At 59.1% G+C, this 16,062-nt stretch carries 12 protein-coding genes; 3 read left to right on the top strand and 9 right to left on the bottom strand.

All coding sequences use genetic code 11. The features are described 5' to 3' along the window. Positions 1-52 precede the first annotated feature (52 nt). The 3 genes from clpB to ACLI1M_RS10625 all read right to left on the bottom strand — a co-directional run bounded on the left by clpB (position 53) and on the right by ACLI1M_RS10625 (position 5,788). Positions 53-2,608, bottom strand: a complete 2,556-nt coding sequence (gene clpB, locus ACLI1M_RS10615) for an ATP-dependent chaperone ClpB (RefSeq protein ID WP_200288591.1) — start codon at positions 2,606-2,608, stop codon at positions 53-55. A 132-nt stretch (positions 2,609-2,740) separates the two neighbouring features. Next, the gene (locus ACLI1M_RS10620; protein ID WP_200288590.1) at positions 2,741-4,153 is read right to left on the bottom strand and encodes a TetR/AcrR family transcriptional regulator; all 1,413 of its coding nucleotides are present in this window, start codon (positions 4,151-4,153) and stop codon (positions 2,741-2,743) included. 261 nt (positions 4,154-4,414) lie between these two features. Then, a complete protein-coding gene (locus ACLI1M_RS10625; protein ID WP_248100040.1) occupies positions 4,415-5,788 on the bottom strand; it encodes a sodium/glutamate symporter in 1,374 nt (457 codons plus the stop codon). 179 nt (positions 5,789-5,967) lie between these two features. Between ACLI1M_RS10625 and ACLI1M_RS10630 the strand changes: the two genes are divergently transcribed. Next, on the top strand, positions 5,968-7,140 hold the full coding sequence (locus ACLI1M_RS10630; RefSeq protein ID WP_200288588.1) for an FAD-binding oxidoreductase: 1,173 nt from the start codon (positions 5,968-5,970) through the stop codon (positions 7,138-7,140). Here ACLI1M_RS10630 and ACLI1M_RS10635 read toward each other — a convergent pair. Next, entirely contained in the window at positions 7,137-7,952 is an 816-nt protein-coding gene (locus tag ACLI1M_RS10635) for a carbon-nitrogen hydrolase family protein (protein WP_200288587.1), read from the bottom strand. The genes ACLI1M_RS10630 and ACLI1M_RS10635 overlap by 4 nt on opposite strands. Positions 7,953-8,043: 91 nt before the next feature. Here ACLI1M_RS10635 and ACLI1M_RS10640 point away from each other — a divergent pair, with 91 nt between their 5' ends. Both ACLI1M_RS10640 and ACLI1M_RS10645 read left to right on the top strand, forming a co-directional pair. Next, the gene (locus ACLI1M_RS10640; protein WP_200288586.1) at positions 8,044-8,307 is read left to right on the top strand and encodes a hypothetical protein; all 264 of its coding nucleotides are present in this window, start codon (positions 8,044-8,046) and stop codon (positions 8,305-8,307) included. After that, positions 8,304-9,470, top strand: coding sequence for an alpha/beta hydrolase (locus tag ACLI1M_RS10645; RefSeq protein ID WP_200288585.1), 1,167 nt, complete (start codon positions 8,304-8,306; stop codon positions 9,468-9,470). Before ACLI1M_RS10640 ends, ACLI1M_RS10645 begins: the two co-directional genes overlap by 4 nt. Before the next feature lie 51 nt (positions 9,471-9,521). Here the strand turns inward: ACLI1M_RS10645 and ACLI1M_RS10650 are convergent, their stop codons facing one another. The 5 genes from ACLI1M_RS10650 to dnaK form a co-directional block, all read right to left on the bottom strand. Next, positions 9,522-11,042 carry an aldehyde dehydrogenase family protein gene (locus ACLI1M_RS10650; RefSeq protein ID WP_200288584.1) on the bottom strand — a complete coding sequence of 507 codons (1,521 nt, stop codon included), beginning with the start codon at positions 11,040-11,042 and terminating at the stop codon, positions 9,522-9,524. Between the two features lie 244 nt (positions 11,043-11,286). After that, positions 11,287-11,736, bottom strand: a complete 450-nt coding sequence (locus ACLI1M_RS10655; RefSeq protein ID WP_023020004.1) for a heat shock protein transcriptional repressor HspR — start codon at positions 11,734-11,736, stop codon at positions 11,287-11,289. Positions 11,737-11,756: 20 nt separating this feature from the next. Beyond that, positions 11,757-12,962, bottom strand: coding sequence for a molecular chaperone DnaJ (dnaJ, locus tag ACLI1M_RS10660; RefSeq protein ID WP_023020005.1), 1,206 nt, complete (start codon positions 12,960-12,962; stop codon positions 11,757-11,759). Between the two features lie 96 nt (positions 12,963-13,058). Further along, complete coding sequence (gene grpE, locus ACLI1M_RS10665; protein WP_034655552.1) at positions 13,059-13,766, bottom strand: nucleotide exchange factor GrpE; 708 nt, start codon at positions 13,764-13,766, stop codon at positions 13,059-13,061. Next, on the bottom strand, positions 13,766-15,616 hold the full coding sequence (gene dnaK, locus ACLI1M_RS10670; RefSeq protein WP_023020007.1) for a molecular chaperone DnaK: 1,851 nt from the start codon (positions 15,614-15,616) through the stop codon (positions 13,766-13,768). Before dnaK ends, grpE begins: the two co-directional genes overlap by 1 nt. Positions 15,617-16,062 lie beyond the last annotated feature (446 nt).

Genomic DNA, 16,062 nt, shown 5'->3' on the forward strand with positions numbered 1-16,062 from the left:
CCGAGTCTAGGGGCATGAGCAGGATTTGGCGCGGCGGGCGGTACGCGGCCGACTAGCGGGCGGCGATGTCTAGCTCGGCACCGCCATCTGCGACGTCCACGTGGACAGTGTCGCCATCGACGATATCGCCGGCCAACAGCTTCTTGGCGAGCTTGTCACCAATGGCCTGCTGGATGGTACGGCGCAGCGGACGGGCACCGTAGGCTGGGTCGTAGCCGCGCTCGGCCAGCCAGGACTTGGCAGAATCCGAGACTTGCAAGGTCAGGCGGCGGGCGTCGAGACGCTCGGACAGGCCGCGCAGCTGGATGTCGACAATGCCGCGTAGAAGCTCCTCAGAAAGGGGCTCAAACATGACCACGTCATCGAGACGGTTGATGAATTCAGGCTTGAAGGCCTTCTTCACCGCATCCATGGTTTCCTCCCGGGTGCCGCCGGCGCCCAAGTTGGAGGTCAAGATGATGACGGTATTGCGGAAGTCGACGGTGCGTCCCTGGCCATCGGTAAGCCGTCCCTCATCCAAGACCTGTAGGAGGACGTCGAAGACATCGGGGTGGGCCTTTTCTACCTCGTCGAAAAGCACGAGCGTGTAGGGGCGACGGCGCACGGCCTCGGTGAGCTGTCCGCCGGCCTCATGGCCGACGTATCCCGGAGGAGCACCAACGAGGCGGGAAACGGAGTGCTTCTCCCCGTACTCGGACATATCGATGCGAACCATCGCGGATTCATCGTCGAAGAGGAAGTCCGCCAGGGCCTTCGCAAGCTCGGTCTTGCCCACGCCGGTAGGACCGAGGAAGAGGAAAGAACCGGTGGGGCGGTTCGGATCGGCCACTCCCGCACGGGAACGGCGCACAGCATCCGATACCGCGGTAACGGCTTCCTTCTGTCCCACCACGCGCTTGCCCAGCACGGATTCCATATTGAGCAGCTTTTCTGTCTCGCCCTGCAGCATCTTGCCGGCCGGAATGCCGGTCCAAGCGGAGACGACCTCAGCGATGGTGTCTGGGCTTACTTCCTCATCGAGCATGGTATTGCGCTGCTCGGTGGCCTTAACTTCGGCGGCCGCAAGATCCTTTTCCAGCGGCGGAATCTTGCCGTAGTTAATCTCAGAGGCGAGTGCGAGGTCGCCATCACGCTCGGCGATTTCTGCTTGTCGGCGCAGGTCATCGAGTTCTTCCTTGATGTTTTGCACATCATCGATGGCCTTCTTCTCATTAGCCCAGCGGGCCTTGAGCTCGCCGAGCTTCTCGCGCTGGTCCGCAAGCTCACCTTGCAGGGTGGCCAGGCGGTCTTGAGAAGCAGCGTCCGATTCCTTCTTCAGCGCGAGCTCTTCAATCTCCATGCGGCGGACGATGCGCTCGAGCTCGTCGATTTCCTGCGGGGAGGAATCGATCTCCATGCGCAGGCGGGAACCTGCTTCGTCGACAAGGTCAATGGCCTTATCCGGCAGGAAGCGGTTGGTGATGTAGCGATTGGACAGCTCGGCGGCCGAAACCAACGCGGAGTCCATAATGCGCACGCCGTGATGCACCTCGTAGCGCTCCTTCAGGCCACGCAGAATACCGATGGTGTCCTCCACGGAGGGCTCGGCAGCATAGACCTGCTGGAAGCGGCGCTCCAGAGCGGCGTCCTTTTCGATGTACTTGCGGTACTCGTCCAAGGTAGTGGCGCCTACGAGGCGCAGCTCGCCACGGGCCAGCATGGGTTTGATCATATTGCCGGCGTCCATAGAGCCGTCACCGGTAGCACCGGCGCCGACGATGGTGTGCAGCTCGTCGATGAAGGTGATGATCTCGCCCTCAGAGGACTTAATCTCATCGAGCACGGCCTTTAAGCGCTCCTCGAATTCACCGCGGTACTTAGCGCCAGCGACCATGGAACCCAAGTCCAGGCTGATGAGGGTCTTGCCCTTGAGAGACTCGGGGACATCGCCAGCCACGATGCGGCGGGCCAAGCCTTCCACGATGGCGGTCTTGCCCACGCCGGGCTCGCCAATGAGTACCGGGTTATTCTTCGTGCGCCGGCTGAGCACCTGGACCACGCGGCGAATTTCCTGATCACGGCCGATGACCGGGTCGATCTTGCCTTCGCGGGCGCGAGCAGTGAGGTCAGTGGCGTACTTTTCCAAAGCCTGGAATTGGTCCTCCGGATTCTCGGAGGTTACCTTGGCAGCACCGCGCACGGAAGGGAAAGCGCCCTTGATGGCGTCATAAGTAGCACCGCGGCCGGTAAGCAGCTCGGCGGCATCGGTCTTGGAGGCGGCGATGGCAGCCAGCAGAACCTCGGTGGAAACGAATTCATCACCAAGCTCACCGGCCAGTTCCTGCGACTGCGTTAGGACGTTGAGGCCGTCGCGGTTAAATTGCGGGTTGGCCATATTGGCGCCCTCGGCCTTGGGATAAGAATCAACAAGCTCGCGGGCTTCCTTGAGCACAGTATCCGGATCTACGCCGGTGGCCTTAAGAACCGGAGCGGCGATTCCGCCGTCCTGGCTGAGAATTGCCGCCAGCAGGTGAGCCGGGCGGATATCCGGGTTTCCATTAGAAGAGGCGGTTTGCAGGGCGTCCTGCAAGGCCTCTTGTGTTTTAGTGGTGGGGTTAAATGAGTTCATGTGTGCGTTGCTCCTTCTAAGATTTATTCACCCACTGTAGGGCTTCACTTAGTACAACGCACCCAGAGTTGAGCCTATTCCACTCAACCTAAATATTTTTGAGCGTAGGTCGCTCAACTTTGCACAGGGTGATTAAACCTGCTTGAACTCCTCGTTTTCATGGCCAAGAATCTGCAAGCCATGGGCGATGGCAAAGAAGGACACGGTTACCACCTGGATAAAAAGCGCCCACTTGAGATCTTCATTAAAGCTCTTGAAATCGCCGATGCTGCACAGATGGGCAATGCCATTGGCCCCTGCCCACACGGCCAAAGTGCTGATATAAACCAGCTGGTCGGTGGGAGTAATTCCCATCTCGATGACAAACTTGCGGAGCAGATCCATCATGATGGCGAAGTTCTTGGTCATGCCCTCATGCGAGCTACCATCACCATTGTGCGGAACTACAGAACCGCTGGCCAGCGCAATAATGGAGCTGAAACGCTCTGGGTACATCATCGCGTAGTTAAAGTAGGCGGCCGCAACAATCTGCAGGCGGTCTACCGTGGGGGTGTCATCCGGAAGCTCGGCGAGGCAGGCCTCAAAGATCTTCGCCATCTCTGTGGTGGTGAGAGTTTCTGCCACCTCACGCAGCGCGAAGTCATTGTCCACAATGGTGGTCAGGAAGTCTTTGGAGGTACCAAGCTTTTCGGCCACGTGGTCAAAGAAGCGACGGTCGACGCCGTTGCGACCAGCAACGCGCAACGCGGCCTCAATAATGACCTTCTTGGTTTCCTCCGGGTCCATTTGCTCAAGGTTATCCGGGGCCACGAAGGGCTTTTCACGTTCGCTGCCCATGACCTTTTCTACAATGCCGCGGGCATCGTTCATAATGGGGCGGCGCTGCGGGATCTGCTTATTTTTAAACCAATATTGCAGGGCATCAACCACGAGGCGATCCACCTGCTTCAGGTTAGCGGCGCGAATAACGGCATGCTGCAGGCGCAAGATGCCCACCACACTCAGGTGGCCCATGCCATGGATGAGCGACCAGAGGGCCAAAGTAATGCGGCCGATTTCCAGGGGCGAGATATCTCCGTCTGCCGCTACGACGGCACCCTGCTCTTCGGCAAAGCGCTTGACGACGTTCAGCGCCATGTCCGCACCCGGCGTGCCCGACTTTTCCCCCTTGGCAAATTGGCAGACCCGCTCCTCATCCATGGCATCGTACCGTTCGAAAAGGTAGTGGTAGATGTCGGGCTCGTCTTGCGCGTAGGCAAAGTAGGCCTCCGCCAACTGCATGAGGACATCGCCGCCAGAGTTACCCTCTGGCAGGTGACGTGCAGCCTCCACCATGTATTCAGACATGCGGCAATCCAAAAAATCTGGGATTTCCGCAAGCATGGCAGCACCGCTGCTAAATTCCTCAGAAACCGCCTCCGGCGAGAGGCCAGCCTGGTCTGCCACAGATTCCACGGTAACGGCCTGCTCGCCTTCGCAACCCGCTACATAAACAGCGGCTTCCAGGATAATCACCCGCCTGGAAGCCCCATCCAACTGGTACATCTATTTCCTCATCACGCCAGAGATTGACACCAGCTGATTCTAACAAATTTTAAGGTTTAGGGATAATCCCAATCGATTGCACTTTTCAAGTATTTTTACCCTCACCGATGTTGACGGTGGTAGCGGGGCCGATAGGCCATGGTCACGACCGCAGCCGCGTCCACCCGCCTCGCACTGGGAACCATTTTCTAAGTTTTGGTGCGCCCAATCTCATAGTTTTTTAAGGTAGCGATGCGGGAGGGGGGACGTCGGCAAGCGCGGCTATTCCCGCCTTTGTCCTACATGGCCAATACCCTCTTGGAAGATGGTGCCGCGCGGTGGCATAAGACGCATGGATTTAAAGGCGATATAGACGCCGATGGAAATCGCCAAGGAAATGGCGCCGAAAATGCCGGTAAACCCGTACATGACGGCCATTGGCGCGATGATGGTCCACGAGATTTCAAAGGGTCCGAAGCCGATATAGGCCATGCCATATTCAGACAGGGTGCCGGACTTGAGCTTGGGATCCACGATCTTCAGGACGGCAATGCCGGTCGCCACGGTGGCGGTGGCCCAACCCCAGCCAAAGATGCCGCGCTCAATCCAGCGCTCACCAAAGAACTCGGCCGGGAACCACAGCAAGAAGAACACACAGAAGATGGTGCCGAGGATAAAGAGGAGAAGAAGCGCCTGCCAGTAGGAAGCAATGGCGGCCGGAACGATGGCGGCCACGCCGAAGGCAATGAGGTAGTCCGTGGCTGCTCCGGAGATGGAGGAAATGGAGTCCTTATCTAGGTAGTCCTCGGCGCCCACGAAGTTCATAAGCGCGCGGAAGAATAGTCCCACCACCATGGACATGGCAAAGAGCGGCACGGAGACATTCTCCCAGATGCTGCTCAAACCCTGGTTGATGCCGTAGGCAGTCATCACGGTCAGGATGATGAAGCCGAAGTGCAGTGCGAGCGGCTCGATGGACGAGGGATTGGTGGTAGCGCGGCCGAGCGACGGACGATCATCAATGTTTTTGATGTAGCCGCGGCGCAGCTCTTCCGGCAGCTCCTTGGGCACGTGGGAAACCTTGCCCTTGCGGATGCCCCAGTTGCCGGCGATAACGCCGCCAATGATTGCGGCCAGCGTGCCGACGGTCGCCGAGGTAAAGCCCAGCGAGGATGCCGCATCAGCGCCTACACCTTCGAGCGCGCCACCCACGGCCGCGGCGGTACCAAAGCCGCCGGTAAAGCCAACGGGCAGCATCATGCCGAACCAATTTGGGGTATCAAATAGCGGCGCAAAGAGGAAAAGACCCAGCACGATGAACAGGCCCCACTGGCCGGTAAACATCATGGTGGAGTAGCCCCACATATTGCGCGCACCCTTGCCCATATTTCCGCCTACTTCCATGGAGTAGGCCATAGACGCAAAGACCACCGCGATGAGGATGGAGGTGTAGTCACCCAAGTTATCGGAGAAGTTAATCCAACCCAGCACGTTTGGACCAACCAGCAAGCCGATGAGGCCGGCGGTAATCGGGGCAGGTAGCAACAGGTCCTGGAAGATGAACTTCACTTGGTGACGCAGGACATTGCCGATGACCATGAGCAAAGAAATCCAGCCCACATCCAGCATGAGCGTATAAGCGGAAAAATCTTCCATGGAGACCCTTTCTAGCTGTGCAATTATGGCGGCTTGCCCCCGTTAGAGGGCAGACGGATAGGGAATACAATACCTTCCACTAAGTGATCCACAACATAGGCTCCCGTTTTCACCCCCACTACAGCTTTCAGTATGTAGCTCGACCTCCGGTGCGGCACCGACTATTAGGATGATGAGACATGTGGGAATTGGGCGAGCATTTTCGAAATTACGCAAACGAGTACCGCGATGCGGTGCACGAGCATTTCTTTAACGCGGTGCCCGAATCCCGGCAAATATTCGCCCTGTCTATGCGCGATACCCATACCTCTCTGGTCCCCGCGCTGGCGTGGGTGATTGAACGTACGGAGCCGGGACAGCCCCTGCTTTCCGAAGTCTCTGCAAAGCTCACCCAACTCGCCCGCGATCACCGCCGGCATGGGTTTCCGGCCGAGATTTATTCTCGTTTTGAACACGCCCTGATAGCGGGCCTGCGAGTCCTGGCACTGACGCAGTATCAGTACGATTTCGCCCGCGATGTCATCCACCGCATATGCACGACGATGGCCCAGGTTGCCGGAGAATCTGATGCCGCCGGCGAAGCACCGGCGCACTCGGCGCAAGTGGTGGCTGTGGACCATCCCACCCGTGATACTTCTATTATTCGCGTGGAAGCCGGCTTAGCCGTGCCCTATCAACCGGGACAGCACTTTCCCGTGACCACGCAGTACTTGCCCGGTCAATGGCGCATGCTTACTCCCGCACAGCCTAGCGACGGAACCGGCCAGTTAGTCTTCCACGTCTCCACCGCGGGTGAGGCCTCTCGGTCCCTCGCGCACGCGCAGCCCGGTGATTGGTGGACCCTTGGCCAGCCCGCTGGTGGAATAAGCCTCCACAACGCGGGCGCAGAAGAGCTAATCATCATTGCCTACGGCACCGGATGGGCCACGGCCCGCTGCGCGGCGCTCGCCGCGCTGGACGACGGCGACCACAATCACGTACCGCGCATCTTTGCCGTAGCGGGCAGCCCCGGTGCCCACTATGACACCTACTTCCAGCAAAATCTGGCAGCGCTAGGAGTCCGAGTGCGCCGCATCGTGCGGGAAGAAAGGGACCCGTGGTTGCTCAACGCCCGCGAATTGGCCCCCGGTGCCGATTATGTGGTCTCCGGAGAGCCGACCGATGTAGTAGTCAACGAGGTGGAGTTATCCACAGGCACTCCCCCGCGCTTCCTGCTCGTCGGCCCCGCCGAAGAGGTTGCGGAAGGTAAACAAGAGTTGGTTAAGAAGGGCTTGAACAAGCAGCAGATCGATGTCCTTAGCTGGGGCCGCGACGGGCGCTGGCAGCCGGAGGATTACGCAGCACTCGCCTAGTCCGCAGGGGTCACGACCGGCAAGGTGCGGCGGGTTTTCGCTACCTCATTCGGATCGATCTCGGCATAGAGGATGTCATCTTCGTAGCCAGCCTCGGCCACGCGCACCCCGTTCGGATCAACGATGGTGGAATGTCCAATGCCCGTCGGGCCGGAGGGATTGCCCGCTTTTGCGTCACCGCCTGGGCGCGATTGGCCGGCCGCCACAATGTAGCTGGTGGAATCCAAGGCACGCGCGGCCGTAAGCAGGCGCCACTGCTCCAGCTTGCCGGGGCCGTCTGCCCAGCTGGTAGGCACCACGATAAGCTGCGCGCCCTGGCTAGCTAGCTCCTTGAACTGCTCCGGGAAGCGAATGTCATAGCAGGTGGCCACGCCCACTACAAGGTCATCAACATCAAAGGCAACCAGCGATTCGCCGGCCAAGACAGTATCCGATTCGCGGTAATCGAAGGCGTCATAGGTATGAATCTTGTCGTACCCACCTAACACGCCAGGCCCTGCAATAAGCGCTGTATTGCTAACCCGATTGATGGTCTTGCCATCGCGCTCAACGGTATCGGCTGGGCAAAACATGCCGGCTACGACGGTAACCTCGAGTTCTTCTGCCAGAGCTTGGATCGCCGTGGCAAACGGACCTTCGAGTGATTGCGCCTGCTCATCAAGACGCCCGGAGCGGAAATTCTGTGACGTGGCCTCTGGCAGCACGATAAGTCGCGCCCCGTTTCCAGCGGCTTCACGGATCTTTGCTAGGGCTATCTCCTGGTTTTCGGTGATATTTCCGGTGGATGTTAACTGCACTGCTGCTACCTTCATGCCTCCCAAAGTAATGAAGCGGAACCGAGTTATCCACAGGCTGCCTCTGCGCCCATAGCGCTGAACTGCGACGTCCATCAGGCTAAGGGGCATGAGCTATGTAGAAATTCCCACGCACTTACCCGATTATGTCCGTTCCCTGCTCTCTCGGCCTCCGCTGCCACCGCCGACGGCCGCGCTCGATACCGCCTGCCGAACCGCAGACGCACTGGAGCGAGCCCGGTCAGCTTGGTCCAGCACCGTGGCCGCAACTGAGAATGCCACGGCCGAGCAATTGCGCTCCGTCGCGAACTTCCTCAGCACCGCCGCCGGGGTGGATTCCCGGCTAGGCCAATCCCTAGGAGCCGCTCGATGACCCTTTCTACGGCCCTAAGAAATGGCGCCAGCCACCTGCGCACAGAGCGCTCTGAACTGCACTTTCGTTTTATAGATTCGCACCATGATTGGCTTACTCTATCGCTGGGAGGGCCTGCTGGCGACGCCGCTCGCACCAGCTTGGCAGCCTATACCGACTGGCTGGCACCGTCGTTGCACCAGATGGAGCACGTTGCCGCCACCCTTGACCGCCACGCCAACCTGCAGGCCCGCCGTGAGGAACTAGAAGACCGCATCATCGCATTCCTAGGCCAGATAGACGAGCGCAATGTCGCGGCGGCCCGCGCCGCTGGGCTCCTATTAAATCAGGTACGAGCATTGGGCGATTCCCTCGATTGGCTCTGTTCCCAAGAAATTGATGCCCTGTGTACGCCTGCTGGTGTTTCTCCTCCCGTGCGGTTTGAAGAATTTTCCGATCTACCTGTGGACACCATTCACGAGATTAACCTAGCCCAAGCCAACGAGCACGTGGCTCAGCTGGCCACGAAAAACCCAGATATGAAGGTATTAGAAGCAAGCGACGGACGGCTTGTTGCCATGGTGGATCCAGGCGAATTCCGGACCACGCCGGCATCGCTCACCACATTTGTCGAAGGAGTTCACTCCTCCGATCCAGAAACCTGGCAGCGCGCGGTGGACCGGGGCCGCAACTTGGCTAAAGCCAGCGGTGGGCCGACCGTGGTGTGGTTAGGCTACCAGGCGCCATCTTCCCTGCCTCGGGCAATTCATGCCGGCCCCGCGCGCACCGCTGGCCAAGAGCTCGTCCGGTTTCAGCGCGCGCTTGGTGCGCGTTATCCGCAGGCCAAGCGCACCGTAGTGGGATATTCCTATGGTTCAGTAGTCACCGGGCACGCCGCTAAGGAGGACAAGATTGCTGATGACGTGGTGCTCGTCGGCAGCCCCGGAACCGGCGCTAGCCACTCCTCAGAACTCCATGGCCGCATCTGGGCAGCTACCAACGCGCACGACCCCATCGCCATTGCGACGGGGCCGCACGGCGGCATCCATGGCCCCGATCCCACCACGGATGCCTTTGGTGCCACTCCCCTTCCCGGCGCAGATGGCCTCCCTGGTGACCACGGCACCTATTGGGAGGACCCACGGTTCCTGCGCGGCCTAGGCCAAGTGGCACGGGCGCGCTAGGCCGCACGACATTGTGGAACCGCCTGCACAGATTTACCCGCGGGAGGTGTTTTAGAACAGGCCGGCCGGCTGATCCGAGTAGGAGACCAACATATTCTTAGTCTCCTGATAGTGGCCCAGCATCATCAAGTGGTTCTCACGGCCAAGGCCGGATTCCTTGTAGCCGCCGAAGGCGCTGTGCGCCGGGTAGTCATGGTAGTGGTTTACCCATACGCGGCCGGCCTGAATATCGCGGCCGGCGCGGTAGCAAATGTTTTGACTACGCGACCATACGCCTGCACCGAGGCCAAAGTTAGTAGCGTTAGCGATGGCAATCGCCTCGTCATAATCTTTGAACGTGGCTACAGAGAGTACTGGGCCGAAGATCTCCTCCTGGAAGATGCGCATGTCATTATTGCCCTTAAACACGGTGGGCTCAATGTAGTAGCCCTTTTCCAAGCCTTCTACCTTGTTCACGTGGCCACCGATGAGGGTCTCCGCGCCTTCCTGCGGGCCGATCTCCAGGTATTGCTTAATCTTGTCCATCTGCTCCTCGGAAGCCTGCGCGCCCATCATGGTTTCCGTATCAAGTGGGTGGCCAATCTTGATCTTCTTCACGCGCTCAATGGCCAGCTCCAAGAATTTATCCGCAATGTCCTCGTGCACCAGGGCGCGGGATGGACAGGTGCAGACCTCACCTTGGTTGAGGGCGAACATAACGAAGCCTTCAACGCACTTTTCCAGGTAGGAATCATCTTCATCCATGATGTCTTTAAAGAAGATAGATGGGGATTTACCACCCAGTTCCAGGGTGACGGGGATGACCTTGTCTGCGGCGGCTTTGTTGATGATCTTGCCCACTGGAGTAGAGCCGGTGAAGGCAATCTTGGCAATGCGGTCCGAGCCAGAGAGTGCCGCGCCTGCCTCCTCACCTAGTCCGTTGACGATATTGAGCACGCCAGCAGGGAGGAGGTCACCGATAATATCCATGAGAAGCAGGATTGAGGCAGGGGTTTGCTCCGCTGGCTTCATAACAATGCAGTTACCTGCAGCCAGTGCGGGCGCGATCTTCCAAGCGGCCATGAGCAGCGGGAAGTTCCACGGGATAATCTGGCCCACTACTCCGAGCGGCTCATGGTAGTGGTAGGCCACGGTGTCCTGGTTGAGCTGGGATAGGCGGCCTTCTTGGGCGCGGATGGCGCCGGCAAAGTAGCGGAAGTGATCTACGGCGAGCGGAATATCGGCGGCAAGGGTTTCGCGCACAGCCTTACCGTTCTCCCAGGTTTCAGCGACCGCGATCTTTTCCAGATTTTCCTCGACGCGGTCCGCTATGCGGTGCAGGAGCAATGCGCGCTCGGCTGGAGTGGTTTTGCCGAAGGTCTCGAAGGCTTTTTCCGCGGCGTCGATAGCCAGGTTGATATCGGCTTCTTTGCCGCGAGCTACCTGACAGAATACCTCGCCGTTGACCGGACTGATGTTGTCCATATATTCGCCGTCGACGGGTGCTACCCACTGGCCGCCAATGTAGTTGTCATAGCGTTCGCGGTAATCGACGATGGAGCCTTCGGTTCCCGGAGCTGCGTACAGGGTCATGGTGCGTGTCCTTTCCTGGAGAATACGAGGATCATCGGTGGTACATGACACTCGTTATGGTTTATGTGCCATAGGTCACCTTTGTGTTGAATATACTAACCCCAAACTTTGCAACGCGCACTGATTGCAGCTATCCCCTTTGCAAGCCTTAACATCACACCGTCACTGTGCAGGCAGAAGAAAACCCCGCAGCCAGCGGCGACGCTGGCTGCGGGGCGGGATGTACTCGTCTGCAGAGTAAGAATTAGTCCTGACCGTTACCACGGCCGCGGGCGCGTTTACGCTCGCGCGCGGTACGCGGACTCCACATCACCACGGAGGTAGACCGAGGGACATGGACAAGTTCGCCGCTGCGCTGCGGGCGGCGCCCGGCGGCCTGTTCGCGCAGGGTCCGAACCTCTTCAGCTAGGGCGTCGCGCTCGGCTTCAAGGCGATCGCGTTCCTCGGTCAGCTCGATGATGGACTTGATTCCGGCAAGATTGACGCCATCGTCTTGGGATAGCGCTTGAATCTTGCGCAGCAGCTCGATATCGCGGTCGGAGTAGCGGCGGCCGCCGCCACGGGTGCGAGCCGGGGAAACCAAGCCCATGCGGTCATAGGTTCGCAGGGTCTGGGCGTGCATTCCGGATAGTTCCGCGGCCACGGAAATCACATATACCGCGGTGCCGGAATCTTCTGCCTTTCCAGTGCTCATTCCTTAACACACCTCCTACCCTAAGCCTTCTCGGCGCCGGCCCAACCCGCACGCGGGTTGAAACCGGAGTCCTTTTCCGCTTGAGCATAGGTACGCAGGGCACTGGAGGCGGCGGCATCGAGCTTGGTGGGCACGGTGACCTGAACGGTAACCAAAAGGTCACCGGAGTTGCCCCCGCGCTTGGCGATGCCCCTTCCGCGCACCCTCAGCGTTCGCCCATCCGGCGTGCCGGCGGGGATCTTCACGCGTACCGGGTTATCCAAGGTAGGAACTGCGATGGTATCGCCCAAGGCCAGCTCCGTGAAGGAGACCGGGACGGTAACGTGCAGGTCATCGCCTTCTCGAGTGAAGACCTTGTCCGGTTTGACGGTTACCGCCACGAAGAGGTCACCGGCTGGAGTGCCGTTCGGGCCGGCTTCGCCCTGACCAGCAAGGCGAACCTTTTGGCCGTCAATGACGCCGGCAGGGATGCGCACGGTGATATTGCGGGTGCGATGAACCGTGCCGGTACCGTGGCAGTCCTTGCACGGGTCCGTGATGCGGCGGCCGGTGCCATCGCAATCCTTGCAGGGGGCGGAAAAGCCGAAGGCGCCGCGGTTTTCAGAGGTAAAACCGGTGCCACTGCAGGTGCCACAGGTAGAGGTCTTGCCGGATGCAGAACCCGAGCCGTGGCACGTGGTACACGGAGCATTTCCGCTCAGCGCTAGGGGGATGGTGGTTCCCTTGGCGGCCTCGCGGAACTCGAGGGTTATTTCCGTTTCGACGTCGGCCCCCCGCGACGGTTTAGCTGAGTGGCCAGCACCACCGCCGCGGTTGAAAACGCTACCGAAGATATCCCCAACACCGCCGCCCTGAGCCGCTCCTCCAGCGGATCCTCCGAAGAGGTCCGAGAGGTCGAATTCTTGCGCACCTTGTCCACCCATGCGCGTGGATCGAAACCCGCCGGGAAATCCGGCGCCTCCCATCCGTCCAAAGCCCCCACCGTTACGGAGCATGGCCTTGAACTGGTCGTATTCCTTGCGCTCAGAGGCATCGGAAAGCACGTCGTAGGCTTCCGCCACCTTTTTGAACCTTTCCGCTGCTGCGGGGTCGTCGGGGTGGGTATCGGGGTGGTTTTCGCGTGCTAGCTTGCGGTAGGCACGCTTAATTTCATTCTGTTCTGCGGACGAGGAGACCCCCAGATCCGCATAATAATCTTTGTCTGCCCATTCGGGTTTAGCGCTCACTGGGCATCTCCTCCTTTCAAAGAGAATCGATAAAGTTAAGTAAAAGGGCGCCGCGGGAAGGTCAATCGTCAGTTCCCAGGGCGCCCTTTATGTTATTTACTCGGAATCTTCCGAGCCGCTGGACTCATCGCTGGGGTCCGCGATGATGACCAGGGCATTGCGGACGAGCCTGTCGCCCACACGGTAGCCCTTGCGCAACACGGTGCCCAGCACCTGCTCATCGCCTGAAGACAAGTCCTGCACGGCCTCGTGAACCTCCGGGTCGAAGGCGTCGCCTTCTTCGCCAAAGGCGGCAAGCTCGTGCTTTTCCAGCGTGCTGTGGAGCTTATCCGCAAAAGCCTTGAGCGGGCCTTCCAAGTCACCGTGTTCATCGGCCAGTTCCAGGTCATCAAGGACAGGCAGAAAATCTGCGATGACCTTGGCCTTGGCGGTCTCGATTACGGCTTGGCGGTCGCGCTCGGTGCGGCGGCGGTAGTTGGTGTATTCCGCATTCAGACGCTGTAGGTCTTCCGTGCGTTCTGCCAACTGTGCTTCCACATCGCTGACGCCGTTGCCAGCGGGCTCTTCACCCGCGGCCTCGGCCTCTACCTCATCAGCGTTGACGTCTGCCAGCGCTTCTTCAAGGTCAGCATCGAGAGTGGGATCCAGCTCGGCTTCTTCGGTGGCATCAGCCTGCGCTTCCTGCGCGGCCTGGGCCTCCTCAGCCTGCTCGGCAGCAGCCTCAGCGCGGTCAGCCGAGGTAGCCTCCGGATCCGTGTTTTCCGGGTCGCCTGGGTTATGCGGCATTCCGCTGTCCTGAGTCATTACTTATTGCCATCCTTATTCTCATCCTCGTCAACTACCTCAGCGTCGACGACGTTCGGGTCACCCTGAGCAGCGCCAGCATCAGCCGCGCCCTCAGCACCAGCCTCAGCAGCCTGTGCTTCGTAGATCTGCTTGCCCATCTCCTGGGATTCGGTGGACAGCTTCTCCACTGCGGACTTGATGGCCTCGAGGTCATCGCCCTTCAGAGCCTCATCAACGGCGTCAGCAGCCTCGGTAACCTTGGTCTTAACATCCTCGGATACCTTGTCAGCATTGTCGTCCAAGAACTTGCGGGTCTGGTAGGAGGTGGACTCTGCGTTATTGCGCAGCTCCTGCTCCTCGCGGCGCTTCTTGTCCTCTTCGGCGTGCTGCTCAGCATCCTTGACCATGCGGTCGATTTCTTCCTGGGACAGGCCGGAACCATCCTGAATCTTGATGGTGTTTTCCTTGCCGGTGCCCTTGTCCTTTGCAGTCACGTGGACGATGCCGTTGGCATCGATATCGAAGGTGACCTCAATCTGCGGAACACCGCGCGGTGCCGGAGCAATGCCGCCGAGCTCGAAGGAGCCGAGGAGCTTATTGGCAGTAGCCATCTCGCGCTCACCCTGGAAGACCTGAATCTGCACGGAAGGCTGGTTGTCTTCTGCGGTGGTAAAGGTCTCGGACTTCTTGGTCGGAATGGTGGTGTTGCGCTCGATGAGCTTGGTCATCACGCCACCCTTGGTCTCAATGCCGAGGGACAACGGGGTGACGTCAAGAAGCAGCACGTCCTTGACCTCGCCGCGCAGAACGCCTGCCTGCAGGGCAGCGCCTACGGCAACAACCTCGTCCGGGTTAACGCCCTTGTTGGCATCCTTACCGGTGAGTTCCTTGACCAGGTCCGATACGGCCGGCATACGGGTGGAGCCACCAACGAGAACAACGTGGTCAATATCGCCGACGGAAAGGTCAGCATCCTTGATGACCTGGTTGAACGGAGCCTTGGTGCGATCCAGCAGATCCTGGGTGATCTTCTGGAACTCGGTGCGGGTCAGGGTCTCGTCCAAGAACAGTGGGTTCTTATCGGAGTCAACCGTGATGTACGGCAGGTTGATATTGGCCTGCTGGGAGGAGGACAGCTCAATCTTTGCCTTCTCTGCAGCCTCGCGCAGACGCTGCACGGCGCGCTTATCCTTGGTCAGGTCAACGCCCTGGGAGGTCTTGAAGCGGTCTACCAGCCAGTCAACGATGCGCTGATCCCAGTCATCGCCACCCAGCTCGTTATCGCCGGCGGTTGCCATAACCTCAACCACGCCATCGCCGATTTCCAGCAAGGAGACGTCGAAGGTGCCGCCACCCAGGTCAAATACCAGGATGGTCTGCTCCTGCTCGCCCTTTTCCAGGCCATAAGCCAAAGCGGCTGCGGTTGGCTCGTTGACAATACGGAGCACGTTCAGGCCTGCAATCTGGCCAGCTTCCTTGGTGGCCTGGCGCTGTGCGTCCTCGAAGTATGCAGGAACGGTGATAACGGCGTCAGTAACATCCTCGCCAAGGTAAGCCTCCGCGTCGCGCTTCAGCTTCATCAGTGTGCGGGCGGAGATCTCCTGGGAGGTGTAGTCCTTATCGTCAATGTTGATCTTCCAGTCAGAGCCGATGTGGCGCTTGACGGAACGAATGGTGCGATCAACGTTGGTTACCGCCTGGTTCTTGGCGGACTGGCCCACCAGAATTTCGCCGTTCTTTGCAAAGGCAACGACGGAAGGCGTGGTGCGAGAGCCCTCGGAGTTAGCGATAACGGTGGACTCGCCACCTTCCAGTACGGAAACGACGGAGTTCGTCGTACCAAGGTCAATACCTACTGCGCGTCCCATGATTTCTTCTCCTTTTATCTTGGGGTAATTAATAAAGTTGACTGTCAGTGACTCAACTTCTCGTTGTGTCCGAGCGCTACTGTAACAGAACTTTCACACCCAGTCACACAACCTTGAGCCTGTGTCACTCAATCTCTACAACGGGCAGCCTACAAAAGTTATTCCCCAAGACTCAACTTTTTCTCAAATGTCCCACTTTTACCAGCTCACCGCCGCTCTTTCCGACGCCCACTTTCCCACCCCTGCCCATTAACCCCCTCCCCCACACAGCCTCATACCCAAACGGAGATCCTTAAACATCTCTAAGAGGATCCAAAAGTTACCTCAGAAAGGATCCAAAAGAGGATTGGCGGCGCGCCCCCACTGCCGCATACTAGGAATCACAGCAGTTAAGAGCTGCTACCCCAGAGAGAGATTGTAGTTTTACTCCGCCTATCCGAAAGGAA

Source organism: Corynebacterium sp. LaCa54 (assembly GCF_046717495.1).
Lineage (GTDB): Bacteria > Actinomycetota > Actinomycetes > Mycobacteriales > Mycobacteriaceae > Corynebacterium > Corynebacterium kefirresidentii.

Bases quoted from the DNA above. Each gene is read 5' to 3' on its own strand.
- clpB (WP_200288591.1), bottom strand. From the start codon at position 2,608: ATGAACTCATTTAACCCCACCACTAAAACACAAGAGGCCTTGCAGGAC.
- ACLI1M_RS10620 (WP_200288590.1), bottom strand. From the start codon at position 4,153: ATGTACCAGTTGGATGGGGCTTCCAGGCGGGTGATTATCCTGGAAGCC.
- ACLI1M_RS10625 (WP_248100040.1), bottom strand. From the start codon at position 5,788: ATGGAAGATTTTTCCGCTTATACGCTCATGCTGGATGTGGGCTGGATT.
- ACLI1M_RS10630 (WP_200288588.1), top strand. From the start codon at position 5,968: ATGTGGGAATTGGGCGAGCATTTTCGAAATTACGCAAACGAGTACCGC.
- ACLI1M_RS10635 (WP_200288587.1), bottom strand. From the start codon at position 7,952: ATGAAGGTAGCAGCAGTGCAGTTAACATCCACCGGAAATATCACCGAA.
- ACLI1M_RS10640 (WP_200288586.1), top strand. From the start codon at position 8,044: ATGAGCTATGTAGAAATTCCCACGCACTTACCCGATTATGTCCGTTCC.
- ACLI1M_RS10645 (WP_200288585.1), top strand. From the start codon at position 8,304: ATGACCCTTTCTACGGCCCTAAGAAATGGCGCCAGCCACCTGCGCACA.
- ACLI1M_RS10650 (WP_200288584.1), bottom strand. From the start codon at position 11,042: ATGACCCTGTACGCAGCTCCGGGAACCGAAGGCTCCATCGTCGATTAC.
- ACLI1M_RS10655 (WP_023020004.1), bottom strand. From the start codon at position 11,736: ATGAGCACTGGAAAGGCAGAAGATTCCGGCACCGCGGTATATGTGATT.
- grpE (WP_034655552.1), bottom strand. From the start codon at position 13,766: ATGACTCAGGACAGCGGAATGCCGCATAACCCAGGCGACCCGGAAAAC.
- dnaK (WP_023020007.1), bottom strand. From the start codon at position 15,616: ATGGGACGCGCAGTAGGTATTGACCTTGGTACGACGAACTCCGTCGTT.